The organism is Flavobacterium sp. FG68 (assembly GCF_057808895.1).
In genome coordinates this window covers 1-26296 of record NZ_JBMDIY010000023.1, presented here as the reverse complement: position 1 = coordinate 26296, position 26296 = coordinate 1, and the positions used below count along the sequence as shown (strand labels likewise).

Genomic DNA, 26296 nt, shown 5'->3' with positions numbered 1-26296 from the left:
AAGATGACACATTCGGAAATTTCACATCATCGTCTTGTTTCGCAGAAGCTTTATAAAACAGACAAATATTCTCCTCAGGAAATTGTGCACCATTTTGGCGCAATGCAGGCTCAGGATTATGCAATGGCAAAATGGGCGATTGGTTCCCGTTGTGATGCATCTGAAAAAGAAATTGAAGAAGCTGTAAATTCGGCACAAATAATAAGAACTCATATTTTACGCCCAACCTGGCATTTTGTTGCTCACGAAGATATTTACTGGATGCTGGATCTTGCCGGACCACAAGTAAAAAGAATGACTATTTCCGGTGCTAAGAAATTTGGTTTTGATGATAAAAAACTAAATCAGACTAATAATGCTATCGAAAAGCTATTATCTGGAAACAATCATTTGACCCGAGATGAAATTATGCAGGAACTCGGTATTAAAAAAACTTCAAAAGAAGATTTTCTAAGTGCTGCGATTATGATGCATGCTGAACAAGATGGTTTGGTTTGCAACGGCAGAATGAAAGGAAAAAAAATCACCTACGCCTTACTTGAAGAACGTGTTCAAAAACCGAAAACCATATTGACAAAAGAAGAAGGTTTGGCAAAATTAGCCAAACGCTATTTTGAAAGTCACGGTCCGGCAACTTTGCTTGATTTTTCGTGGTGGTCAGGTTTTCCGCCTACTATTTGTCAAAAAACCATTGATGCAATTAAGTTGCAATTAGGATTTATTGAAATTAAAAATCAAATTTATTACTTTGTAAATCAAAATATTGAAAAGGTTAACTTCAAGGAAAGCATTCACTTTCTTCCCGCTTTTGATGAAATTTTGATTTCTTATAAAACCAGAGAAGCTTCTTTTTTATCTGAACATCAAAATAAAGTTTTTACCAATAATGGCATCTTTAAACCGATAATTCTTGAAAATGGAAAAGTGATTGGAATATGGAAACGAACATTTAAAAAAGATCACGCCAAAATCGAAACCAAGTTTTTTAATGAACCTGAAAATTCTAAAAAACAAATTCTGTTTGAAGGAATTAAAGCTTTTGAAAACTACTTAGAAACTAAAATTGTTATCGAATAATTTGAAATTTCACTAAAAGTCTGCACTTTCTTAGAAATACTTCTCCTTTCGGGAATAAAATCTTTGTGCATATTCTGCCTAAATAATTACATTTACAAAAAAATAGCATTATGGTATTAAGTAGATTTTGGTTAGTTATTTTTATTTCTTCGATTGTTTTTATTGTAGTCAGTTTATTTACTGCCAATACTTATACGATTGATTCTGTTTTAAATGGAAAGAAAGATGATCCTGTTTTGGTTTCTGAAAAATACATTCATGAACTTCCGGCTTTCATTAAAGACAGTATAAAAAAAGCGCCGGATCAAACTATGGTTATCAATCGTGATACGCTTAATGCCGACACGACTTATGTTTATAAAAGCAAAACGGTAAAAATATACAGCGGTCTTCAAAAATCTGATGGTTTACTGCCAACTTGTAAAAGCACTTTAGTTGATTTGATTCTACCGCTTATTGCCTATTTGGCTTTCTTCTGCGGATTAATGGAACTTTTAATCGTTTCAGGAGCTTCTGGAAATCTGGCTAAACTATTGAGTCCGGTTTTTGTAAAAGTGTTTCCAAGTATTCCTAAAAATCACCCTTCAATATCCTACATGACTTTGAACTTTGCTGCCAATTTCCTCGGATTAGATTCGGCAGCAACACCATTCGGATTAAAAGCCATGGAAAGTTTGCAGGAAATAAATCCCGATAAAGACAAAGCGAGCGATGCACAAATCATGTTTATGTGTCTTCACGCTTCGGGTTTAACTTTAATTGCAACTTCAATTATCGGATATCGTGCCGCTGCAAATGCAAGCAATCCTGCCGATGTTATGCTGCCTTGTATCATTACTTCTTTCATCGGAACTATTGCTGCGTTTTTAATTGTTGGAATTAAACAAAAAATCAATTTCAAAAGTGCTTCTCTTCTTATCGTCTTAATGGGATTAATTGCCGCCATTGTTGGTTTGTTGATGTATGTTAATCATTTGGACTTAATTGGAAAAAACTATTTTACTTCTAACCTTTCGGGATTAATTTTAATTGCCATTATTGCTTTTACTTTGATATTCTCTTTCAAAAACGAAAAGAAATTCAGCGAGGCTAACACAACTGTTTTTGACACTTTTGTTGTTGGTGCAAACAATGGTGTTAAAACCGGAGTTACTATTTTTCCTTATGTTTTAGGAATGTTGGTAGCTATTTCTTTATTCCGAAACAGTGGTTTATTTGAAATTATCAGTGACGGAATTGCTTTTGTTTTCTCAAATATGGGAGTAAGTAAAGAAATCACGAATGCGTTGCCTGTTGCCATGCTTCGTCCGTTTAGTTCTGCGGGTTCCCGCGGATTCTTAATCGATTCGATGAATACTTTTGGTGCCGATTCTTTAACGGCGAGACTGAGCAGTATTTTTCAATGCAGCGCCGAAAGTACTTTTTATGTAATTGCAGTTTATTTTGGTTCGGTTAATATCAAAAATACGCGTTATGCTTTAGGCACTATGCTTTTAGTGGATCTTATTTGTGTAATTACGGCAATTTTTGTGGCGACTTGGTTTTTTTAAAAATCAAAATATTCGATACGTTAACGGGATTAAAATCTGTTGAAACAAACAAATACCATGAAAATACAAGCCTTTGCCTTTATCCTTTTATTCGTTTTAATAAGTTGTCAGAAACCAAAGCCGGTAATTCAAACAAAAGACAAGGCTTCGGTAAATAAAAATGAAACTATTAATAAACAAGAAAATCGTTTAAAAATTGACACTATTTCTATTGCCGATATTGGAGAACAATCAACAGACAATTATATTTTGGCTTATCTTTTAGATGAAAAAATGGATAAAGACAGTATTGTAACGAGAAAATACCAACTTGATTTTTATCAGAATAAAATTAAAACTGTTTCATCAAAAATTACGATTAATTTATTCGAAAAAGGATCAGAATGGAGTGCTCATTACGGATTAGGAAATGAGAACGACAACAGTTCTCCTTTTATTCAAATTGATTTTGGATATCCAGCTTGTGGTTATACTCAAAACCATTATTTATATCATTTAAAAAATAACGATTTACAACTTGTTTACGAATGGTATACTATGTCTGACAGCGGTTGGGGAAGCTGGGTTGAATTTGAAAATTCAAAAGAAAATCCTAAAACTATCTATTGCAAAACGGTTGCTTTTGAACCTGATGATAATGACGAAAATATGGGAACTGTTACACATTCAGATTCTATTGCTTTTCACTTAAACGGAAATCACTGGGAAAAACAATTGCTTTCTGCAAAAGACCAAAACTATTTCGAAAAAAAAATGAGTTTTGATGAATTTCATCAGCAAGATTAAAATTTCTTCCTTTACAAACAAACTGGACTAAAGTCCAGCCCTACAATATTGTTTGAGCCGTTGGCTCTTTTTTCTTAGTTGTGCAAAAACAATTTATTTGTTGAGTTGCACTTCAATTCATTTCTATAACATTAAGTATAATAATGATGTCACATAAAGTTTCGCAAAGGACGATATCACATAAAGTTCCGAAGGAACGATTCATTTTGTAGAGCTGGACTTCAGTCCAGTTTAAATATAACATGACAAAAGGGTTTATGTATTTGTAAGAAAATTTATATATTTACAACGAATTTTTAATCGTTAATAATATAAAATGTCAAACACCTTTCATCAAGTTTATATACAAGCCGTTTTTGCAGTTAAATACAGAGAAGCACAAATTACAAATGATTGCAAATCTAAAATATTAAGCGTAATAGGAAATTTAATAAATGAAACTGGCTGCAAAACCATAATAGTAAACGGAACCGAAGATCATGTTCATTGTCTTCTGGCTCTTAAACCAACAATCTCAGTTTCGGATTTGATGAAAGCTGTAAAAGGAAAATCTTCAAAATATATCAATGATCATCAATTGACAAAATGCAAATTTGAATGGCAGGAAGGTTACGGTGTCTTTTCATATAGTAAATCTCACATTGATGCTGTCTATAAATATATTGAAAATCAAGAAGAGCATCATAAAAAGCAAAATTTCAAAGAGGAATATTCTTCTTTTTTAAACAAACACAATGCTAAATTTGATGAACGATATCTTTTTGAAAATTTAATATGATTCTATAATTACATCGTAACAATTTAAACTGGACTGAAGTCCAGCCCTACAATATGGATCGTTCCTTCGGAACTTTATGTGGAGTCATCTCCATCTTTGATGTTATATAAATACATTAAAATACACTCTACAAAATAAATTGTTCCTGAGGAACTAAAAAAAGAGCCAACGGCTCGAATCATATTGTAGGGCTGGACTTCAGTCCAGTTTAAAATATAAATACAAGCCCCTAATTCAAATTCTTTCTTAGGTAAATAATTTTTAACTTTGTAAAAAAACAAAGAAATGATTGATTTTATATACCAGGATCCTTACCCAATTTTAAAGGATGATACACAGTACCGCAAAATCACCTCTGATTTTGTAAAAGTGGAGCAATTTGGAGAACGCGAAATTTTAACCGTTGATCCAAAAGGTTTAGAATTACTGGCTGAAGAAGCCTTAACAGATGTTTCGTTCATGCTTAGAACGACACATTTACAAAAACTAAGAAACATTCTTGACGATCCTGAGGCAACAGACAATGATCGTTTTGTAGCTTACAATTTACTTCAAAATGCTTCGGTTGCTGCCGAAGGCCAATTACCAAGCTGTCAGGATACCGGAACAGCGATTGTAATGGCAAAAAAAGGGGAAAGCATCTTTACAGGTGTTGATGATGCTGAATGGTTAAGCCGTGGTATTTTCAATACGTACCAAAAACGTAATTTACGTTATTCTCAAATTGTACCAATTTCGATGTTTGAAGAGAAAAACTCAGGTTCAAATCTTCCGGCACAAATTGATATATATGCTAAAAAAGGAACTTCATACGATTTCCTATTTATGGCAAAAGGTGGTGGTTCTGCAAATAAAACTTACTTGTATCAACAAACCAAATCGTTATTAAACGATAAATCTATGGATGCTTTTGTGAGAGCAAAAATCAAAGATTTAGGAACTTCGGCTTGTCCCCCTTATCACTTGGCTTTGGTTATTGGTGGAACTTCAGCGGAAGCAAACTTAAGTGCCGTTAAAAAAGCGTCTGCAGGATATTATGATCACTTGCCGACTTCTGGAAATATGGCGGGTCAGGCATTTCGTGATTTAGAATGGGAGGCACGAGTTCAAAAAATCTGTCAGGAAAGTGAAATTGGAGCTCAGTTTGGAGGAAAATATTTCACACATGACGTTCGTGTAATTCGTTTACCGCGTCACGCCGCTTCATGTCCGGTTGGATTAGGAGTTTCTTGTTCTGCCGATAGAAATATCAAAGGAAAAATCACTAAAGACGGAATCTTCGTTGAACAATTGGAAGTAAATCCAAAACAATTTTTACCAGAAACAGCTCCGCATTTAGAAGCTCCGGTTGAAGTTGATTTAGATCAGCCAATGGCAGATATTTTGGCTAAACTATCTCAATACCCTATTAAAACACGTTTAAAACTAAACGGAACTGTAATTGTTGCCCGTGATATTGCACACGCAAAAATTAAAGAATTACTGGATGCCGGAAAACCAATGCCGGAATATTTTAAAAACCATCCGGTATATTATGCAGGACCGGCAAAAACTCCGGAAGGAATGGCTTCAGGAAGTTTTGGGCCAACAACTGCGGGACGTATGGACGTTTATGTGGATGAATTCCAAAAACATGGCGGAAGTATGATTATGCTTGCCAAAGGAAACCGTACGAAACAAGTTACGGATGCCTGCAACAAATACGGCGGATTCTATCTAGGTTCTATTGGAGGTCCGGCTGCTATTTTAGCGCAAGACAATATCTTAAAAGTTGAAGTTGTTGATTTTGAAGAATTAGGAATGGAAGCCGTTCGAAAAATCACCGTAAAAGATTTCCCTGCTTTTATTATCACGGATGATAAAGGAAATGATTTCTTTGAAAATTTATAGGTTTTTGCCACAAAGGCGCTAAGACACAAAGATTTTTTAAAATAAAACCGCCTCAATGGGCGGTTTTATTTTATATTTTACTCAAAAAAATCCTTGTGTCTTAGCGCCTTTGTGGCATTAAAAAACTTAAGCGCTTTTATCTTCTTTTTCAAAAGCTATGAAATGGGAGAGCTCACCTTTTAAATTATAAATTGGAGCTGCATCCATGCTGCATTTATAGCTTCTGCCGTCTTTTTTATAGTTTTGAATGGTTTTCTTAAAAGGTTCTTTTAGTTTTATTGCTTCCTGAATTTCTTTTAAAACAGTTTTACAAGTCTCCGGGCCTTGAAACATTTTAGGTGTTTTGCCTAAAATTTCATCTTCTTTATATCCCGTCATTCTTTTGATTCTGTTGGATGCAAAGACAATTTTTAAATCTAAATCAGTAATGAGCACTACTTCGTCTTTGATTCTTTCCTCGATTTTAAGGTTTTTATCGTTCCAGGTAAATTGAGTTGAGATTTTATTTACCTTTTTCATATCGGCAAAAACGGCCTTCAATTCATTTAAATACTCATAATGAAGATCTAAGGCCAAAATAGGCAACCAAGTCCGGTTTGCTGTATCATCAGAGCTATTCTTTTTCATATTAAATGAATTTTAGAAATCTTTTCTCTCAAACTTACTACTAAAGTTACAAAATAAATTACGGGAAAACCTCATTTAGTAAAATTTTACTAAAACTTTTGTAAAATTAGAATGCAAACTTTAGCTGTACAACAACGGCTTTTTTTTCTTCGTTATTTAAATTGTTGAGCGAAATTCCGAGCAAACGAACAGAATCTTTCATTTTTTCCTGATATAGCAATTCTTCCACAATTTCCATAATCAAGCTTTTATCTGAAATAAAATAAGGCAGTGTTTTACTTCTTGTCTGCTGGGTAAAGTCGCTGTATTTGATTTTAAGCGTAACTGTTTTACCGGAAATATTATGTTTTTTTAATCTTTTTTCTAATGAAACCGCAATTCTTTCCAATTGTTCGAGCATAAAGATTTCTGAAGATAAATTGACATCAAAAGTATGTTCTGCAGCGACAGATTTTGTAATTCGGTGTGATTTCACTTCGCTGTTATGAATTCCCCGAACTACTTTATAATAAAAAGTGCCTGATTTCCCAAAGTGTTTCTCCAGAAATTCCAGCGATTTACCTTTGAGATCCAGTCCGGTAAAAATGCCGAGCTGATACATTTTTTCAGTTGTAACTTTTCCAACTCCATAGAACTTTCGAATAGGCAATTCTTCTAAAAAAGGTATAATTTCATCTGGATTTACCGTTTTTTGTCCGTTTGGTTTATTGACATCGCTGGCAATTTTGGCTACAAACTTATTTACAGATATTCCTGCTGAAGCCGTAAGTCCAACTTCATTTAAAATTCGGAGTCTGATTTCTTTTGCCAATAAACTGGCACTTGGATTTCCTTTTTTATTTTGAGTTACATCGAGATAAGCTTCATCCAGCGAAAGCGGTTCAACTAAATCTGTGTATTCGTGAAAGATTTTATGGATTTTAGAAGAAATCTCTTTGTACCGATCAAATCTTGGTCGGACAAAAATAATTTCGGGACAATATTTTTTTGCTAAAACGCCGCTTATTGCACTGCGAACACCAAATTTTCTGGCTTCGTAACTTGCGGCCGAAACTACTCCTCTATTTTCTGAACCGCCAACAGCAACAGGTTTTCCGCGCAAAGCAGGATTATCCATCTGCTCTACCGAAGCATAAAAAGCATCCATATCAATATGGATAATTTTTCGATATGTTGGCACATCTGACATTATGCAAATTTAAACAGTAAAAGCAATAAAAAGAACGGCACTATAGTTATAAATAGTATCAATTTTTAAAGATTAACAACTAAATGATTCCAAACGAATCATTTTAATTATTTTTGTAGTTTACTCGAAATATTAAACAATGCGAACATTTGTTATAGGCGACATACACGGAGGATTACTCGCACTTGAGCAAGTGTTGAAAAGAGCCGAAGTTACTACACAAGATACTCTTATATTTTTAGGTGATTATGTTGACGGCTGGAGCCAGTCGGCAGAAGTTATCGACTTTCTTATAGAATTTAAAAAAACGCAAAACTGTATTTTCATTAGGGGAAATCATGATCAGCTGGCTCTTGATTGGCTGGAGAACAGACATGAAGATTTAGATGAAGAAATGTGGTACAAACATGGCGGAAAAGCTACTGTTGAAGGATATTCTAAAATTTCGCCTGAACGAAAAAAAGAACATATCGCTTTTTTTGAATCGCTGAAAGATTATTATCTGGATGATGAAAACCGACTTTTTGTTCATGCGGGATTTACGAATTTAAATGGTGTTGTCTGGGAATACTTTCCGAAATTATTTTATTGGGACAGAACACTTTGGGAATCGGCATTGGCATTAGACCCGAATTTAAAACCTGATGATTTATATTACCCGAAGCGTTTTACTGTTTACAAAGAAATTTATATTGGACATACTCCCGTTACCAGAATTGGAGAAACGGTGCCCATAAATAAAGCATGCGTTTGGAATGTAGATACGGGCGCTGCTTTTAAAGGTCCTTTAACGATTATGAATGTGGATACCAAGGAGTTCTGGCAAAGCGAACCGTTAAATGAATTGTATTCTAACGAAAAAGGTAGGAATTGATATATAAAAATTTAAATTTGCACAGCAAAATAATTAATATTTAAGTTATGAAAAAAGTTATCACATTATTATTTTTGGTATCATTCGGATTTATTCATGCACAGAAAGCTTTTACTGGAAAAGGTGACATGAGAGTAAACGTAGGTGCTAATCTACAAGATGGAGGTTCAGGAATTCAGGGATCTATTGATTTTGGTTTAGGAGAAAATTTCTCTTTCGGATTTGTTTCAAGTTATTTACTTGGTGTAGATAATTACAATGGTTTCTACCACAACAATCCAACTCCATACAACGATTACAAACCAGAGTTTAAAGATCGTTTTGATGCAAAAGCAAGAATTAATGCTAATTTAAGCAGCGTTATTGGTGTTGAACAATTAGATGTTTATCCTGGTTTAAATTTAGGTTTACATAATTTTGGCGGGCACATTGGCGGACGTTATTTCTTTACTGACGGATTTGGTGTGTTTTCAGAACTTGCTTTTCCAATTGCAAAATACGGAAGTAATAATGACGTATTCGATCATTTAAACAATCAGGTTACTTTTAGTTTAGGAGCTTCTTTCAATTTGAACTAAGTTTTAAACACAAAGATTTACGCTAAGTTTGCGGTTTTAATCTCGCAAAGACGCGGAGTCGCAAAGTTTTATAAAAAAACCGCTCAATTGAGCGGTTTTTCTTTTTTATATTAAGATGACTTCAGCTTATTTGCTAAGCAAAATAGTCCAGTCAGCTCCGCTGTAAATTTTATGTTTTGCTGAGAAACTGCCTTGATTTACTGCCAATGAAAAATTCAAAAGGCTGTTAAAATACGTAACATCTGTTCCTACCGGAACTTCTCCAAAAGTATTTACCAGTTTTAATTTTCCTTCGTAAGCTTTTTTAGTTCCGTTGAAAATCTGGATTTTAACGAAATCTCCCGCTTTCAAACCAAGATTAGCAAAAGTCTTTTTATCAATATTTGTCCAAACGTTTCCGTATTGAATATCCAGAATTGGAATTCCGCCTTTTATAACGCCGTTTTCAAATACTGGTTTTTGGTAATCAATTTTAACTACCTCACTTGGTAATTTTGGTCCAACTTCTTCAAAAGTAATTGTTTTTGATGCTAAACGTGCTCCCGTAAAAGCATATACATCACGTCCGTGAAACGTATACGATTCATTTGAGTTTTGACGGCGGTTTTTTACCTCATCAATTTCACGAACTTCCTGAATCCCTAATTGTTCTGCAATTAAAGTCAAAGTTCCGTTATCCGGAGTTACAAAATAATGTCCTGATTTTGTCAATAAAACTACAGAATGTCTTGCAGTACCAACTCCCGGATCACAAACCGAAACAAAAACAGTTCCCGTTGGGTAATATTGAGCTGTCTGCGATAAACGATATGCTGCTTCCCAAATATTAAAAGCCGGAATTTCGTGCGTTAAATCAAATATTTTCAAATCGGTCGAAACACCCATTGCAACACCTTTCATGGCAGAAACTGCTCCATCTTTCAAACCAAAATCTGATTGAAAAACCAATACATTGTTTTGCGAAAAACCATTAAATGTAATAGTAAGCAAAAAAAGTAATACTCTTAATTTCATTTTTTCTCTTTTTAAATTTATGCAAAGATATTTCATTAAAACTAAAAATTGATATGCTTATCTTAGAAAAAATAAGATTATATAAATTGATTTTAGTTTTTTACAAGTACATTTGCATTTTATTCTTTATCCTATATAAGTAGTAGGTAATTTATTTTTTGCCTTTCTTTTATTACAAAACCATTTTATTATGAGAAAAAAACTAAAACTTATTATAACACTCATTCTCACTTTATCGAGTAGTTTGTTTTTTGCCCAAAATCACGAAATCAGCGGAACCATTACAACTGAAACGGGAATTCCTTTAGAATTTGCTACGATTCTTGTAAAAGGTTCTAAAACAAGTACGACAAGCGATGCGCTGGGAAAATTCAAGATATCATCTGCAGCAAATAACCCAACACTTATTGTATCGCTATTTGGCTATCAAACCAGAGAAATTGTGGCAAAAGATCATTTTGTAGATATTCAGCTAGTTTTAGAAAATAATAGTTTAGATGAAATTGTGGTTGTTGGAAGCAGAAACCCAAAGAAAAGCAAATTGGAAACAGCGGTTCCTGTTGATGTTGTGAATCTTGCAAAAATTAGAAATACAACACCGCAGACTACAACAAATGATATTTTAACGTATTTGATTCCGTCTTTTAATTCAAACAGACAATCTTCTGCTGACGGAACAGAACATATCGATCCCGCATCTTTAAGAGGTTTGGGTCCAGATCAGGTTTTGGTTTTAATTAATGGAAAAAGAAGACATACAACTTCTTTGGTAAATTATCAAAATACTGTTGGAAATGGTTCTGTTGGTACCGATTTGAGTGCGATTCCTGCTTCGGCAATTAAACGAATTGAGGTTTTGCGTGATGGAGCTGCGGCACAATATGGATCTGATGCTATTGCGGGTGTAATAAATTTGGTTTTGAAAGATAATGCGGGTTTAGAAGCAAATGCTACTTATGGCTCAACATCGAGAGATGACGGACAAACTACTAATTTAAACCTGAATTACGGAACCAAAATTGGAAACAAAGGCGGTTTTATCAATTTTACAGGTGAATTTAATGACCGTCAAAAAACGAATCGTTCTCAAAATCATAATCTTATTATTTTTGATCAATCGGCACAAGGAAACTTCTTTGCTTATGAATATGCAGATGATCCGGCTCAATCTCGCCAAATTGATGATAATTTATTAGCTCAAAACGGTTTGAAACGTGATGATTTCAATTTTCAAATTGGTGATGCAAAAATCCAGAATATTCAGGGTTTCTTTAATGCTTCAATTCCGTTAAACGATCAAATTGAGTTTTATGCTTCTGGCGGTGTGAGCCACAGAAAAGGAACGGGCTACGGATTCAGACGTTTACCAAGTGAAACCGAAAGTGTTGTGGCTTCAATTTTTCCATTTGGTTTTCAGCCTGAATTGAACTCGGTTGTAACAGATCTTTCGTCTTCTTTTGGTTTCAAATTTAAATTTGGTGAATGGAAACTGGATTTGAGCAATACTATTGGTGAAAACAAATTTGTTTATGATGTTTCAAACACAAACAACTTTTCTTTAGGCGATGCAAGCCCAACAGAATTTAAAGCGGGAAATCATTCTTTTCTTCAAAATACGGTAAATGCGGATATTTCAAGATTGTATAAAGATATTTTCAGCGGATTGAATGTTGCTTTTGGTGCTGAATACCGATATGAAAAATATAAAATTGTTCCCGGCGAAGAGGCTTCTTATATCAATGGCGGCGCACAATCTTTTCCTGGATTTTCTCCTTTGAATGAAGTGGACGAAGACAGAAACAGTGTAGGCGTTTATGCTGATGTTGAAGCGGATATTACGGATAAATTTTTAGTTGGTATTGCCGGCCGTTATGAAGATTATACTGATTTTGGAAATACGATTAATGGAAAATTATCTTTGAGATATAAAATTCTGGACAATCTTTTTGTTCGTGGAGCTATTAGTTCCGGTTTTAGAGCGCCGTCTTTGCATCAGCAATATTTTAATAATATCGCAACGGATGTTGTTGACGGGGAACTTTTGAATTCGGGTATTTTTAGAAATGATAGTCCACTAGCGCAACAACTTGGAATTCCGAAATTAAAAGAAGAAACTTCAAGAAACTATAGTTTTGGTGTTGTTTTTTCTCCAACAAAACAATTGCATATTACGGCTGATTATTACCATATTAGAATTGATAACAGAATCATCTTGACCGGAAATTTAGGAAATGATGCGTATGGAGAACCTGTTCCGGAACTTCGTGATTTATTTGCTCAATATGGCGCACAAACGGGCCGTTTCTTTACAAATGCAATTAATACTACTACAGACGGTCTTGATGTGGTTATTGATTATGATTTAAATGCCGGACGTGGTAAATTGAATCTTTCGTTATTGTATAATTACAACAATAATCAGGTTGATAATCAATTGAACAATATTCCGTCGATATTTATTGGTCAGGAAGATGTGTATTACGGTCCGCAGGAAAGAAGTTTGATCGAATCGAATACGCCAAAGCATAAAGGAACTTTTGCTGTAAATTACAATATCGACAAATGGAACTTTTTATTGAGAAATACTTATTTTGGTGAGGTTGTTCGTGATGGTTTCCCTTTTGGAGGAATCCAAAGACACAACGGAAAAGTGGTTACCGATTTGACGATTGCTTACAAAATAACACCAAAACTTCAGTTTGCTTTGGGTGCAAACAATTTATTTGATGTTTTCCCGGATAAACAAATCTATGAGAATAGTTATTTCGGAGTGTTTAAATATGCACCGGTTCAAATGGGAACTACGGGAGCTTACTATTTCGGAAGAATGAGTTTTAGTTTGTAGAATTTTAATGCAGAGTGCGCTAAGGTTTTTCGCAAAGTTCGCAGGGATTTTTATTTCTGAATGAAAGAATCTCGCAAAGTCGCAGAGTCGCAAAGTTTTTATTAAATTGCCTCCTGCTTTAGCTGGAGGAAGGATAAGATTACACAAAAGGGCTTTAGCCAAACAAATTACTGTTTGGCTAAAGCCCTTTTACTTTGCTTACTTTACATCCAGCTAAAGCTGGACGCTATTGAATCTAAACAATAAACTTTGCGACTCTGCGACTTTGCGAGATTCTTTCATAAAGCTAAAAAAAACCTCTGCGAACTTTGCGAAAAACCTTTGCACCCTCTGCGTTAAAAAAGAAAAAAGCCCCGCAAAATGCGAGGCCTCTTATCTACTAATTCGGGTTTTTATTTTTTAGCAAATTTCTTCACGATTTTCTTATCACCATTATTTAATTCGATAAGATAAATTCCTGTGCTTAATTTACTTACATCAATTGCTCCTGCAACTTGTCCTGAACCAAGCTGCTGCCCTAATGTATTTAAGATTTTATATGAATATCCATTTTCTTCTGAAATTGAAACGTTTAATTCGCTTTCAACCGGATTTGGATATACTGCAAAACCAGCTGGCGCAGCAGTTTCAACTAATCCTGCTGTGATTTCTTCTGCAACTGTTCCAGAAGCTGTAATGTTTATAGAGTAATCTTCAACTTGTCCGTAAGAGAAACTTTCACAAGCCGTTGGAACTCCGTTGTATTTCAGAGAAACTCTTAATCTTGTTGTTCCTAAAGCTGCTGTAGCAGGAATTGTGATTGTTGCTGTTACCGGAGTTGTTTTTGATGCTGTTTTTGTCCACACCGTTTCTCCAGAATCTGAGAAATCACCATCTTGGTTATAATCGATGAATACTCCGTATCCTTCATTATAAACTGTCGATGTCCATGTTGGTGTAATTGTAATAGTGTAGGCAGATCCTCTTGCTGCATTTGTAGAAATAGCAGTAAAGTTTTCGTAACCTGTTGTTGCTGTTGAAGTATTATTAATCGTTCCGAAAACAACTTTACCAATTCTTTCATCAGTTGCGTCATTTCCTTGAGATGAGCAATATGATACAGAAGTTGTTGTTGTCGTTACGTTTACTGTATTACTCGCTGCAGAAATATTTCCGGCAGCATCTTTAGCTTTTACGCTAAAAGTATAAGCTGTTGAAGGAGTTAATCCAGTTACTGTATATGAAGTTGTAGTTGAAGAACCTTTAAGTGTTGCTCCTTGATAAATATCATATCCTGTAACGGCAACATTGTCTGTAGAAGCTGTCCAAGTTAAGTTTGTAGTAGTTCCTGTTGTTCCAGAAGCTGCTAAACTAGTTGGTACAGATGGTGCAATTGTATCAGAACCTCCTCCAGAATATGCGGCACCAACTCCTACTGCGTAAAACGCATTTGTTGTTGCAATAACTTCTGCAGAACCTGCTCCGTATAAATCAATAGCCGATTGTATTCCGTAAGTTCTTGCGTTAGCATAAGTTGAGTTTGCTCCCAAATAGAAATCTTCTAAACGAAAAGCAATTTTTTCTGCTTTATCAAGAGTGATTCCTGTTACATTGTAAGCGTTTCCAAGATCATTTGTTCCTGATTTACCTACTGAAAGAATGTAAAACCAATGATTTAAAACACCAGAATTTGTGTGTACTCCACATTGATCGTTATTGTTTGTTGGTGTACAGTTTACGTTTACCCAATACGTTCCTCCATAAGTATCCGGCTGTCCTTCTGCATTTGGATCACTCATAGAACGTAAAGCAACGTGTCCGCTTCTTCTTTCAATATCTTCACCAACTAACCAAATTGATTTTGTTGGTGCTGAATGGTATTCAATACAAGCTGCCCAAATATCAGAGAAAGCTTCGTTCATTGCTCCTGATTCTTTTTGGTAAGCTAAGTTTGCAGTATAAGTACATACCGCGTGACCAATTTCGTGGCCAGCAACGTCTAGTGAAGTTAAAATATCAAATCCTCCGGTACCGCTTCCATCGCCGTAAGTCATAACGCTTCCATTCCAGAAAGCATTATTATTGCTTGAATATCCAGCAGCAATTAAATTATAGTGCACGTAGCTTTTAATTTTTGCACCTGCATTGTCAAAACTGTTTCTTCCATGAACAGCTGACCAATAATCATACGTCATTTCAGCTCCCCAATGTGCATCAAGTGCTCCATTGTCTTTGTTGGTGTTGTTATATTCTATCCAGTTATTATCTGCATCAGAAAAGTTTGTTGTTGGATAAGTTGCTGTTCTCGCAGAATTATAAGTTTGGATTCCTAAACCACGAGTTCCATCCAGTAAGATATAAGATGAACCGTTTAACGTAGTTTGAATGGTCTGCGTTCCGCTGTAACGTGTTGCTGCATTTGCTGCAACGAATGCCATTTTTGAAGCTGTTTCATTCTTTTTAGCTACATCTGAAGTTTTACTTCCATGAACATTATCGTTCAAGTGTTTTATAGTAGCATTATAAAACAATGCTTTTCCAGTTTCGGCATCAATGTAAAGATCACCGCGGCTTAATGGTTTTGTCGCATAAATGTCAAATTTATAAGCTAAACGAACTTTGTCGCTTCCTCTTTTTTGACCTTGCTGTTCCATGTCTGGAAGCAGAACCAATTCTCCTTTTGGTTTTTCATAACCCAGTTCGCGGGCATCTTGCGGTTTGTCCCAAAGGTATTCGGTTGCACGGGTGTAACCCAATGCTTTATTAAAAGCATCTTGTGCAGAAAGTGACGGAGCCAGTTTCACGTTTTCGATGTTATAAAATTCACCGTTCATCGAAACTAATTTTCCATCTTTTGAATGTAAAGTATAATTAGCAAATTCTACTTTAATTCCTTGTTCATACAATTGAAATTTTTCATGTGTGTAACCTTGTTTATCTGATTCTGTTTTAATTTTTGTGAAGGATTGAGAATCTTTTAAACCTAATTGTTCTTTAAAAACCTTTTGTGATTCTGAACTTTTATAACTTGAAAGTTCATTAAACTTAATTAAGTTGGGCTGTCCGTTTTCTGAAACGCTTTTCTCCTCTACACGTTTGTCGTCTTTTTGGACTTGTGAAAAGGCAGAAAAAGAAAAACTAAGAACAATTGCGGTCACAATAATCTTTGGTAATTTTTTTTTCATAATAAGTGGGGGTTTTAGTTTGGTTAAAAATAATTTTTGAAATCAATTAAAGTAAGTAAATACTTAAATTTGAGATAAAAGTATTTTAATTTTGTTAGATAATCGATGAAATTTGCCGTTAATCGATAAAATGCAACATTTTTTACGTAAATTCAACTTTTATATAACAAAGCATAAGAATTAAGCAGCAAATATGTGCGAAAATTAATATATCAATTATTTTTAATGTACTGAAATACAGATAAAACAGTTGAAATAGAGCCAAAAAGAAATAAAAAAAACCGCCCAAAAGGCGGTTTTTTATTCTTTATATGCACAAATTAATTATGTTCTGGAAAATTTTCTTTTTAATCTAACAATAAATTCTTTCAATGTAATTTCATCATCTCTATTGGAATCATCTTCTACTAATTCTGAAATATCCTTTTTTCTATAAGGAAGAAATAAGAAGAAAATTGAACTATCCGAATTATTTGTCGTTGCACTTGGAAACATAGTCAATAAGTAATAGAATACCAAAAGTCTAACAAATACAAAAATCTTTCGAAAACCTTTATTTAAATCATATTTATTGTTTTCTATGATAGCTTTAACAGTAAAATAAATCAGCTGAATTATGAAAACAGGTATAAGAAAATCATATAAATATATTAGGCTGTAACTATTAATTAAAAACATTAACAACACTATTATAATCGAAATGGTCATATTTGCTATAAAAAAATAGCTTCCCCATTTAATATCTATCTCAAACTTTTCCAAATGTGTGTTTTTTAGTTCACCACAAATCTAAATAAAAGATTACTTCTTGTTTGCTCTAAAATTATAAAAAAAGAGAATCTTCATGGTTGAAGATTCTCTTTTATATAAATTAATTGGAAGATTAAAATCAGATGTCCATTTCTGGAATTTCACCTTCAATTATCAAATCTGCTTCGGTTGAAGCAACAATGTGCTCAACTGAAATACCTGGCGCTCGTTCTAAGAGCTTAAAACCCTTTTCTGTTACTTCGAGAACTGCAAGTTCTGTTACAATCTTTTTAACGCATCCTACGCCTGTTAGTGGCAAAGTACATTTTTTTAAGATTTTAGATTCTCCCGCTTTATTCACGTGCATCATCGCAACTATTATATTTTCGGCGGAAGCCACCAAATCCATTGCGCCTCCCATTCCTTTAACCATTTTTCCCGGAATCTTCCAGTTGGCAATATCTCCGTTTTCAGAAACTTCCATTGCACCTAAAATAGTTAAATCTACTTTTTGGCTTCGGATCATTCCGAAACTAAAAGCCGAATCAAAGAAACTGGCTCCGGGCAATGTTGTAATGGTTTGTTTTCCTGCATTGATAATATCAGCGTCTTCTTCTCCAGCAAAAGGAAAAGGTCCCATTCCCAAAACTCCGTTTTCGCTTTGAAATTCAACGGCAATATCTTCTCTGACATAATTGGCAACCAAAGTTGGAATTCCTATCCCAAGGTTTACAAAATATCGGTCTTTTACTTCTTTTGCGATTCTCTTCGCTATATCTTCTTTACTAAGTGCCATATTTTTTTATGTGTCAATTAGAAAATTTGATAATTAGATAATTCAAAAACAATTATCCAATTGTCGCATTATCTCAATTATCTAATTCTTTACTCTCACAGTTCTTTGCTCAATTCTCTTTTCAAATTTTTCTCCCTGAAAGATACGCTGTACCATAATTCCCGGAATATGAATTTGATTTGGATCTAAAGTTCCAACGGGAACAAGTTCTTCAACTTCCGCAATTGTGATTTTTCCGGCACCAGCCATACAAGCATTAAAGTTTCTGGCTGTTCCTTTAAAAATTAGATTTCCGGCTTCGTCACCTTTCCAAGCTTTTACAATCGCAAAGTCGGCTTTGAAAGCTTCTTCCATAATGTGCATTTTTCCGTTGAATTCGCGGACTTCTTTTCCTTCTGCGACTTCAGTTCCGTAACCGGCTGGAGTAAAAAAAGCAGGAATTCCGGCTTGAGCCGCGCGGCATCTTTCTGCTAAAGTTCCCTGCGGTGTTAATTCAACTTCCAATTCTCCCGAAAGCATCTGACGTTCGAACTCTGCATTTTCGCCTACATAAGAGGAGATCATTTTTTTGATTTGTTTCTTTTGCAAAAGCAGTCCTAAACCAAAATCATCTACACCTGCATTGTTTGAAATACAAGTTAAATCTGAAATTTGAGTGTTTACCAATGCTGCAATCGTATTTTCCGGAATTCCGCATAAACCAAATCCGCCAAACATAACTGTCATTCCGGTTTCAATTCCTGCAATAGCATCCTGAACATTCTTAACTTTTTTTGTTATCATAACAAACTGTCTTTATTACCGTATATTTTTGATAAAAATAAGATTTTTAGATTGAATTATAACGATTTCGTAAAAAATAAAATTTAAAAATAGATGTTAGCTGCAATTAATTATAAACACATCGAAATATATCTCGTAGAGATTAAATATTGGTAGAAAATTTGTTGGTCGCAGTGTTTTCTGTTCCGTAGGAACTATACGTGAAGTTTATCAAAAATTTTAAAAGATGTAGTCCCTACGGGACACCTGCGAAATCTTCATTACTGCTTACTACCGATATTTAACTCCTAACGGAGTATTGACAATATGCTTTTTAATGGTTTAAAAATAAAACCAGTAATATTTTAAAAAAAAATATCCTTTTGTAATCTTTCACATCTGGAAAGTACAAAAGGATATTTTTTATAGTAAACTGAATTTAAGTTTATAACTCAAACTCGTCTGTATTTTGTTCTGTCTGCGTTGTGTCTTTTACAACAGCTGGTCTTTGGTAACAATCTACTTTTATAGAAAGATTTGCCGGACGCTCAAATTCTGATTTTGAGATTTGAAGGTTTTCATCTTTATAACAAAGTTTCATGAAATAAGCCCAAACTGGTAAAGCTGCCGTTGCACCTTGTCCGTAAGTTAAGCTTTTGAAACGTGCCGAACGATCTTCACATCCAACCCAAACTCCAGTTACTAAGTTTGGAACCATTCCCATAAACCAACCATCTGACTGGTTTTGTGTTGTTCCTGTTTTACCAGCAATAGGGTTTTTGAACATGTATGGATATCCTGTCCAACGGTTATCTCCGCTTCCTCCGCCCTGCGTACGTAAACGTGCTCCAGAACCGGTTTCGGTTACACCTTCTAATAATTTGATTACTGCAAAAGCGATATCTTTATTTAAAACGTCGTGAGATTCCGGAATTGGTTCATAAATAACCTCACCGCTTTTATTTTCAATTCGGCTTAAAAACTGAGGTTTTACATACACTCCCTGATTTGCAAATGTGCTGTATGCAGCAACCATATCTTCAACTGTAATATCTACAGCTCCTAATGCGATTGAAGGCTGTACCGGAATTTCAGTTTTTACACCTAATTTTCTAGTTAAATCTACAACAGCTTCCGGACCAGTTCTGTCAATTAATTTAGCAGAAACGGTATTGATAGAGTTTGCTAAACCTTGTTTCAAGGTTACCATTCCGCGGTATCTGTTGTCAGAGTTTCTTGGTTCCCAATCTTCTGTTACGTGGTGGCGTCCTTTATGAATCATAAACGGTCCATCAAGAATAGAGTCGCAAGGAGACATATTTAATTCTTCGATAGCGGTTGCATAAACGAAAGGTTTAAATGTAGAACCTACTTGTCTTGCTCCCTGACCTACGTGATCGTATTGGAAATATTTGTAATTGATTCCTCCAACCCAAGCTTTAATGTTACCTGTTTGAGGTTCCATTGCCATTAATCCTGATTGTAAAAAGTGTTTGTAATAACGAATAGAATCTAAGGGCGTCATTATTGTATCACGCTCTCCTTTCCATGTAAATACACGCATTCTTGTTTTTACTTTGAAAGACGCAATGATATCGTCTTCGCTTTTATCTGCATCTTTCATTTGGGCCCAGCGGTCAGAATTTTTCATAGCCTGCATCATGATTCTGTCTGTCTCTGCTTGGGTAATATTTACGAAAGGCGCATTTTTATTGGTTTTCATTTCAATAAAAAATTGCTGCTGTAAATTTTTCATGTGTTCAGAAACAGCTTCTTCTGCATAAGACTGCATTCTAGAATCGATGGTGGTGTAAATTTTCAAACCATCTTTGTAAATATCGTAATCAGATCCGTCTGGTTTTTTATTTTCAGTAACCCATTTTTTCATGTAATCACGAAGATATTCTCTAAAATAAGTAGCTGTTCCTTCACGGTGGCTTTCCAGTTTGAATTTCAAAGCAATTGGTAAAGCCTGTAATCTTTCTTTTTCAGACTCCGTAATCATTTTTGCTTTTGCCATCTGCGAAAGCACAACATTACGACGATTTTTTACTCCTTCAGGATTTCTAACCGGATTGTATAATCCTGAGTTTTTGAACATTCCAACTAAAATAGCTGATTCGTCCATTGTTAAATCTTTTGGATCTTTTGAGAAATAAGTCTGTGCTGCAGAACTTACTCCAACAGAATAATTTCCGAAATCATATACGTTACAGTACATGGCAAGGATTTCATTCTTAGTATATTGTCTTTCCAGACGAATGGCTATAATCCATTCTTTTATTTTTTGTACAATTCTAAAAGGAAGAAACTTAGAACCTTCTCCGTGAAATAATTGTTTTGCAAGCTGTTGTGTTAATGTACTCGCTCCACCGTTTGTTCCTAAACTAGAGACTGCTCTTAAAGTTCCACGCCCGTCAATTCCTGAATGTTCGTAGAAACGAGCATCTTCGGTAGCGACTAAAGCTTCAACTAAGCTTTTTGGTAAATCAGAGTATTTAAGCTGAGATCTGTTTGTTTTGAAATATTTACCAATTACAACTCCATCTGAAGAAATAATCTCGGTAGCCAAATTAGAATCCGGGTTTTCTAAGTCTTCAAAAGAAGGCATTGAGCCAAATAATCCCCAAGAGGCAAATAAAAAGAAAGCCAGAACGCCTAAAAGTGAATAGGCAAAAATTCTCCAGAATTTCTTTTTGTAGTAATTAATATCCTTTACGGTATTGGTTTGATTGTTTTTTTTAGCAGCCATAACTATTTTTCTAATCTTTTTGTTCTATTCTAAAACCTACGTCTGTAATACCATCTAAAGCCTCGACTCCGGGAATTTTACCTGATTCCCTAACGGCTTGTTTGATATGAACTTTGTATTTTCCTTTAAACGTTACATTGTCTTTGTAAAAAAGCTTACTTTCTTTTATATCAGTAAAACCATTTCCCATCAATGTTCCGTCTGGGTTTGCCATTTGGTATTCTAAAGTATCCACTTTTGTGAAACCGCTTGGTGTTTCAATAGCCACAATTAAAAATAAATTATTGAAAGGATAATTGTTGTTATCTCTCAAATTTACAAACAAATTGTACTTTTTGGTTGAATCTAAAACTGGCAGGTCAAAGGTTACAATACTGTCTTTGTGCCAGGCACTTCCAACAGATTTGTACTCGTCGAATACTCTTTTTTTATCGCACGAAAAAAGAAGTACCGCCGCCAAAAGAAGAATCACACTATTTTTTATTCTCATTTTTTGTGATAATTATAGGTTTTCTAGGTTCAGCTGGTTTATTTTCATTTGAAGCTGGCTTGTTCGAATTATTGTTTTTATTCGGATTCGGCTTGTTCTTATGATTTGGTTTATTTGGGTTGTTTTGTTTGTTCTGCTGCTGATTCGGATTTGGATTTCCTCCCGCAGGTTTATTATTTTGATTATGTGCTTGTTTTGGTTTTTCAGGTGTTGCAACAGCTGCCGTTTCAGCATTTTGCTTTTTCTTGCGGTTTGGTTTTTTCTTTCTTTTTGGCTGATCGAAACGGGTTAAACTTTCCTGACCCATTGCGTTATTAAAGTCTTTTTCAGGCTCTGAAGTAACTTCGATTGCAAAATCTTCTAAAGAAGAAACTTTATTTTTTTGTTTGTTTTCGGCAATAATTTCTTTTACCTGATCAATTTTTAAAACGTGCCAGTTTGCAAAATTATTAGTGTAAGCAAACCACATTAATCCTTTAAAAATATCTTGTTTTTGGCAGACAGCATCTCCTTTTTCGGTTACTAATTTTGTATCGTAATCCGGAAAATCCTTCAATGCGTCCATGTAAGTATCTAACTCATAGTTCAAACAGCATTTTAGTTTACCACATTGTCCGGCTAATTTCTGCGGATTTAGTGATAATTGCTGATAACGAGCTGCTGATGTATTGACACTTCTAAAATCGGTAAGCCATGTTGAACAGCAAAGTTCTCTTCCGCAAGAACCAATTCCGCCCAGACGAGCCGCTTCCTGACGGAAACCAACTTGTTTCATCTCGACTCTGGTACTGAATTCTTTTGCGAAATCTTTGATTAAAAGTCTAAAATCGACTCTGTCATTTGCGGTGTAATAAAAAGTTGCTTTTGATCCGTCTCCCTGAAATTCAATATCAGATATTTTCATTTCCAGTTTATGCTGAATCGCTAATTCACGGGCGCGAACTTTCATTGGTTCTTCACGATCACGTGCTACAGACCAAATGTCGATGTCTTTTTGAGATGCTTTTCTGTAAATTTTAGGAATTTCGTTACTCTCCGGATTTACTCCTTTTTTCTTCATTTGAATTTTAACCAATTCGCCTGTCAAAGTAACAATACCTATATCGTGTCCTGGTGAAGCAACAGTTGCTACAATATCACCAATACTTAACGTTAATTTTTCTGAATTTCTAAAGAATTCCTTACGCCCGTTTTTAAAACGAACCTCAACACAATCAAAAATCGCCTCTCCATTAGACGGGCTCATGTTAGAAAGCCAGTCAAAAACCGTCAATTTATTGCAGCTATCGGTGCCGCAAGTCCCATTATTTTTACAACCTTTTGGTGCGCCACCATCTGAGGTTGAACAACTTGTACATGCCATAATTATATATGTAGTGCCGCTAAAGCGCAGCTTAAGTTCATAAACGTTTGATCGGTAAAGATAGTATTTTTTTTATTTGGCTATTTATACATTAATTCTAAAGGGGTGTTAAAAGACTAAACAACTGATTATTAAGTGAAAATATTGTAATTGAATTGCGTATAGTACTTTGATTGTTTTGTTTTGAAATATTTAACTTACAATTTTATAAATTTTAAAACGTTATTCTTACTCCAATAAAAATTTAGGAATAACTTTGCACGCTTGTCAAAATTGTATTACGATTGAGACAAAATTATGCAAACCAATATTTAAAATAATGATTGATTATTCAAACATGAAAACATATTTATTATTTATAGCAATGCTTCCTTTCATTAATTTGACAGCTCAAGTTAATGATAATAAAAAGGATACATTGTTTTTTAGCGTAGATAAGTATTATACTGTATCTCCCTCGATTGAATTAAAATTATCAAATGAGAATTACAACAAGAAACTGGCGTTCGAAAAAATGCAGTTTAGACAGACAAATACAGATGGTTATGTTTTTTTTAGCGGTGATTCTGTTGCAGCAAAAAACATTAAACCCAAAAATATAATCTCCATAAAAGATTATATTGAAAACAGAAAGTTTTATCATGACGGAAAATCTAATAAAATTGTGGACAAATGGAAATTAAAAGATTCTTTAACTGATAAATATGTGATTTTTTTTGATGATTGCAATCAACTAATACAGGCTAAAAGTTTAGAATATATCTCTTATTATCCTATACAGAAAGATTCGAAAATTATTGAGAATAAAAGAAAGGATACTCTTTTTTTTAAATTAGATAATAAATACATCTATGAATCTTATCCGGCAGTTAACCCTAAACGGTATTTATTAAAAGACAGCGGGACTTCTAAAAATGGGACTTTTTTCTTTGAAGAATTTGACGAGCAAACCAGGCCCAGATTCAAATCTAAAAAATCACTTGATTTAGAAAGCTTTATACATTCAACCCGATTTTATAATGCAGAAAAGCAAATAATAGAAGATCGAAATCTTTCCAACTATTTTAGCAATTATATCATTTTTCTAGACAAAGAGGTCGAAAACAAACATGATTATATTCAGATTAAGCCTTCTGTAACAATAGAATAATTCTGGAGATCAAGCAATTTTAAAGAGAAACATTCAGGATTAAAATAAATATTAAAAAACCCATATTTGTAAATAACAAAATATGGGTTTTAATTTTTCTATACTATTTTCCTAAGTTTCTTTGACTGTAATAATCTTAACCGGACAGGCTTTTGCCGCCAATTCGCAGCTTTCTACAATTGTATGATTAGGAGACTTTAATGTAAAAAAGCCTTTTGCATTTATAGAATGAATCAAAACCGATTTCCCGTCTTTTTTTGACATCTGAAAATGTACCGGATTCATTTCGACACAGTAATTACACCCAATGCATTTATCTCTTTGTAAAGTAACAATAACCATTATGCTTCAACAATTTTATATAATTTGTCCGACATTCTGATTCTGAACGGAAGTTTAAAAGTACAATCGTCACCTTTTGTTGCTTTTTCAGCTTCAAGATCGTTTACAAACATTTCGTCGATAATCATTTCCTGAGCACCAGTACTTGGACCTGTAACCAAAATTTTATCTCCAATTTTAATATCGTAAGCTTCAATTTTAAACTGACCAACATTGGCTTTTGGAAAATAATGTGTTCCTTTTCCAACATAAACTTTCTTTTGTGTTGCTGCAGATCCTGGAATAGCACTCCATTCGCCTAATTCCTGACCCAGATAATATCCTGACCAGAATCCGCGATTGTAAACGGTTTCTAAAGCCTGCATCCAGACTGCGATTTTTTCTTTTGAGAAAGTGCCTTCGTAATACGCATCAATGGCTTCACGATATGTTTTGATAACTGTTGCTACATATTCCGGCGCACGGCCACGGCCTTCGATTTTTAAAACCTGAATCCCAGAATCTATAACCTGATCTAAAAAATCAAGCGTACACAAGTCTTTTGGCGACATCATGTATTCGTTATCGAGTTCAATTTCAAAACCGGTTTCCTGATCGATAACAGTATATTTTTTTCGACAGTTTTGTTTGCATGCTCCACGATTTGCCGATGAATTGTGTGAATGCAGACTCAAATAACATTTTCCTGAAACTGCCATACACAAAGCACCGTGACCAAAAATTTCAATTTCAATCAAATTTCCGTTTGGGCCTTTTATCTGTTCTTTTTCGATTTGAGCTGTAATGTTCCTTACTTGACGCAAGCTTAACTCTCGGCTTAAAACCATAGTATCTGCAAATAAACTGTAAAATTTTATGGTTTCGATATTGGTTACATTCAGCTGTGTTGAAATATGAACTTCCATTCCTATTGATCGCGCCATAGCAATTACAGCTTGATCAGATGCAATTACGGCTGTAATGTTTGCCTCTTTGGCTTTGTTCAATAATGTTTTTACAACTGATAAATCATGATCGTAAATAATTGTGTTTAAAGTAAGATAGCTTCGAACGTTTTTTGCTTCGCAGCGATTCGCTATTTCTTTTAAATCATCAATGGTAAAATTCACCGTTGATCGCGCACGCATGTTGAGTTGTTCTACTCCAAAATAAATAGAATCCGCACCATTATCTAGTGCAGCCTGAAGTGACTCAAAGCTCCCTGCGGGAGCCATGAGTTCAATTTTGTTAGTAAGTGTCATTTTTATTGTATTTTTTTTGCTAATGGCTGAAACCATTGGCAATGATTATAGCGTGGTATTTTTTATTCTTTTTCAAGATAACCGAACTCAACTTTAGAAGATGTCTCCTCGTTGTCGATATTCATTGTATTCCTGCGGTTGAAACCGCAGGCTATGTTTTTCTTTTGCGTATATTATTTCAATATAGCCCGTGGTTTCAACCACGGGAAACGCATTGTTACGCATTTTATACTCGTTAACAATTGAAATCGTTGGCAATGATTATAGCGTGGTATTAT

21 protein-coding genes are annotated in these 26296 nt (G+C 34.4%); 9 read left to right on the top strand and 12 right to left on the bottom strand.

From position 1 onward, the window contains the following. The first annotated feature begins 3 nt into the window (after positions 1-3). The 5 genes from ACODSB_RS15185 to ACODSB_RS15165 all read left to right on the top strand — a co-directional run bounded on the left by ACODSB_RS15185 (position 4) and on the right by ACODSB_RS15165 (position 6081). Entirely contained in the window at positions 4-1077 is a 1074-nt protein-coding gene (locus ACODSB_RS15185) for a winged helix DNA-binding domain-containing protein (RefSeq protein ID WP_488937665.1), read from the top strand. A gap of 110 nt (positions 1078-1187) precedes the next feature. After that, on the top strand, positions 1188-2627 hold the full coding sequence (locus ACODSB_RS15180) for a nucleoside recognition domain-containing protein (protein WP_488937664.1): 1440 nt from the start codon (positions 1188-1190) through the stop codon (positions 2625-2627). A 57-nt stretch (positions 2628-2684) separates the two neighbouring features. Continuing rightward, complete coding sequence (locus tag ACODSB_RS15175) at positions 2685-3413, top strand: hypothetical protein (protein WP_488937663.1); 729 nt, start codon at positions 2685-2687, stop codon at positions 3411-3413. Positions 3414-3729: 316 nt separating this feature from the next. Then, a complete protein-coding gene (tnpA, locus tag ACODSB_RS15170) occupies positions 3730-4191 on the top strand; it encodes an IS200/IS605 family transposase (RefSeq protein ID WP_488937662.1) in 462 nt (153 codons plus the stop codon). A 285-nt stretch (positions 4192-4476) separates the two neighbouring features. Beyond that, the gene (locus ACODSB_RS15165; protein WP_053473106.1) at positions 4477-6081 is read left to right on the top strand and encodes a fumarate hydratase; all 1605 of its coding nucleotides are present in this window, start codon (positions 4477-4479) and stop codon (positions 6079-6081) included. Between the two features lie 126 nt (positions 6082-6207). Here ACODSB_RS15165 and ACODSB_RS15160 read toward each other — a convergent pair whose 3' ends face one another. Beyond that, entirely contained in the window at positions 6208-6708 is a 501-nt protein-coding gene (locus ACODSB_RS15160; RefSeq protein ID WP_488937661.1) for a PAS domain-containing protein, read from the bottom strand. Positions 6709-6814: 106 nt separating this feature from the next. Continuing rightward, positions 6815-7897 carry a DNA polymerase IV gene (gene dinB / locus ACODSB_RS15155; RefSeq protein WP_256636433.1) on the bottom strand — a complete coding sequence of 361 codons (1083 nt, stop codon included), beginning with the start codon at positions 7895-7897 and terminating at the stop codon, positions 6815-6817. A gap of 139 nt (positions 7898-8036) precedes the next feature. Here dinB and ACODSB_RS15150 point away from each other — a divergent pair, with 139 nt between their 5' ends. Next, a complete protein-coding gene (locus ACODSB_RS15150; protein WP_053473109.1) occupies positions 8037-8771 on the top strand; it encodes a metallophosphoesterase family protein in 735 nt (244 codons plus the stop codon). A gap of 47 nt (positions 8772-8818) precedes the next feature. Continuing rightward, on the top strand, positions 8819-9349 hold the full coding sequence (locus ACODSB_RS15145) for a DUF6646 family protein (RefSeq protein WP_256636434.1): 531 nt from the start codon (positions 8819-8821) through the stop codon (positions 9347-9349). A 126-nt stretch (positions 9350-9475) separates the two neighbouring features. On the opposite strand, the gene ACODSB_RS15140 is transcribed toward ACODSB_RS15145, so the two are convergent. Continuing rightward, positions 9476-10363: an SAM hydrolase/SAM-dependent halogenase family protein gene (locus ACODSB_RS15140; protein WP_488937660.1), complete on the bottom strand. Its 888-nt coding sequence runs from the start codon at positions 10361-10363 to the stop codon at positions 9476-9478. A 190-nt stretch (positions 10364-10553) separates the two neighbouring features. On the opposite strand from ACODSB_RS15140, the gene ACODSB_RS15135 reads away from it, so the two are divergent. Beyond that, complete coding sequence (locus tag ACODSB_RS15135) at positions 10554-13208, top strand: TonB-dependent receptor (protein WP_488937659.1); 2655 nt, start codon at positions 10554-10556, stop codon at positions 13206-13208. A 392-nt stretch (positions 13209-13600) separates the two neighbouring features. On the opposite strand, the gene ACODSB_RS15130 is transcribed toward ACODSB_RS15135, so the two are convergent. From ACODSB_RS15130 to ACODSB_RS15100, 7 genes are all read right to left on the bottom strand, one after another. Next, positions 13601-16372, bottom strand: coding sequence for a M4 family metallopeptidase (locus ACODSB_RS15130; protein ID WP_488937658.1), 2772 nt, complete (start codon positions 16370-16372; stop codon positions 13601-13603). A gap of 324 nt (positions 16373-16696) precedes the next feature. Further along, on the bottom strand, positions 16697-17134 hold the full coding sequence (locus ACODSB_RS15125) for a hypothetical protein (protein ID WP_488937657.1): 438 nt from the start codon (positions 17132-17134) through the stop codon (positions 16697-16699). Between the two features lie 127 nt (positions 17135-17261). Then, positions 17262-17918 carry a 3-oxoacid CoA-transferase subunit B gene (locus tag ACODSB_RS15120; protein WP_488937656.1) on the bottom strand — a complete coding sequence of 219 codons (657 nt, stop codon included), beginning with the start codon at positions 17916-17918 and terminating at the stop codon, positions 17262-17264. An 81-nt stretch (positions 17919-17999) separates the two neighbouring features. Continuing rightward, the gene (locus ACODSB_RS15115; protein ID WP_488937655.1) at positions 18000-18701 is read right to left on the bottom strand and encodes a CoA transferase subunit A; all 702 of its coding nucleotides are present in this window, start codon (positions 18699-18701) and stop codon (positions 18000-18002) included. A gap of 424 nt (positions 18702-19125) precedes the next feature. Further along, positions 19126-21432, bottom strand: a complete 2307-nt coding sequence (locus ACODSB_RS15110) for a penicillin-binding protein 1A (protein ID WP_180856154.1) — start codon at positions 21430-21432, stop codon at positions 19126-19128. Between the two features lie 10 nt (positions 21433-21442). Next, a complete protein-coding gene (locus tag ACODSB_RS15105; protein WP_488937654.1) occupies positions 21443-21922 on the bottom strand; it encodes a gliding motility lipoprotein GldH in 480 nt (159 codons plus the stop codon). Next, positions 21906-23285 (bottom strand): PSP1 domain-containing protein, encoded by a 1380-nt coding sequence (locus tag ACODSB_RS15100; protein ID WP_488937653.1) that lies wholly within the window; start codon positions 23283-23285, stop codon positions 21906-21908. The genes ACODSB_RS15105 and ACODSB_RS15100 overlap by 17 nt, the downstream gene beginning before the upstream one ends. A gap of 337 nt (positions 23286-23622) precedes the next feature. Here ACODSB_RS15100 and ACODSB_RS15095 point away from each other — a divergent pair, with 337 nt between their 5' ends. Next, positions 23623-24435: a hypothetical protein gene (locus tag ACODSB_RS15095; RefSeq protein ID WP_488937652.1), complete on the top strand. Its 813-nt coding sequence runs from the start codon at positions 23623-23625 to the stop codon at positions 24433-24435. A 111-nt stretch (positions 24436-24546) separates the two neighbouring features. Here the strand turns inward: ACODSB_RS15095 and ACODSB_RS15090 are convergent, their stop codons facing one another. Beyond that, complete coding sequence (locus ACODSB_RS15090; protein WP_488937651.1) at positions 24547-24777, bottom strand: ferredoxin; 231 nt, start codon at positions 24775-24777, stop codon at positions 24547-24549. Continuing rightward, positions 24777-26018, bottom strand: coding sequence for a peptidase U32 family protein (locus ACODSB_RS15085; RefSeq protein ID WP_488937650.1), 1242 nt, complete (start codon positions 26016-26018; stop codon positions 24777-24779). The genes ACODSB_RS15090 and ACODSB_RS15085 overlap by 1 nt, the downstream gene beginning before the upstream one ends. Positions 26019-26296 lie beyond the last annotated feature (278 nt).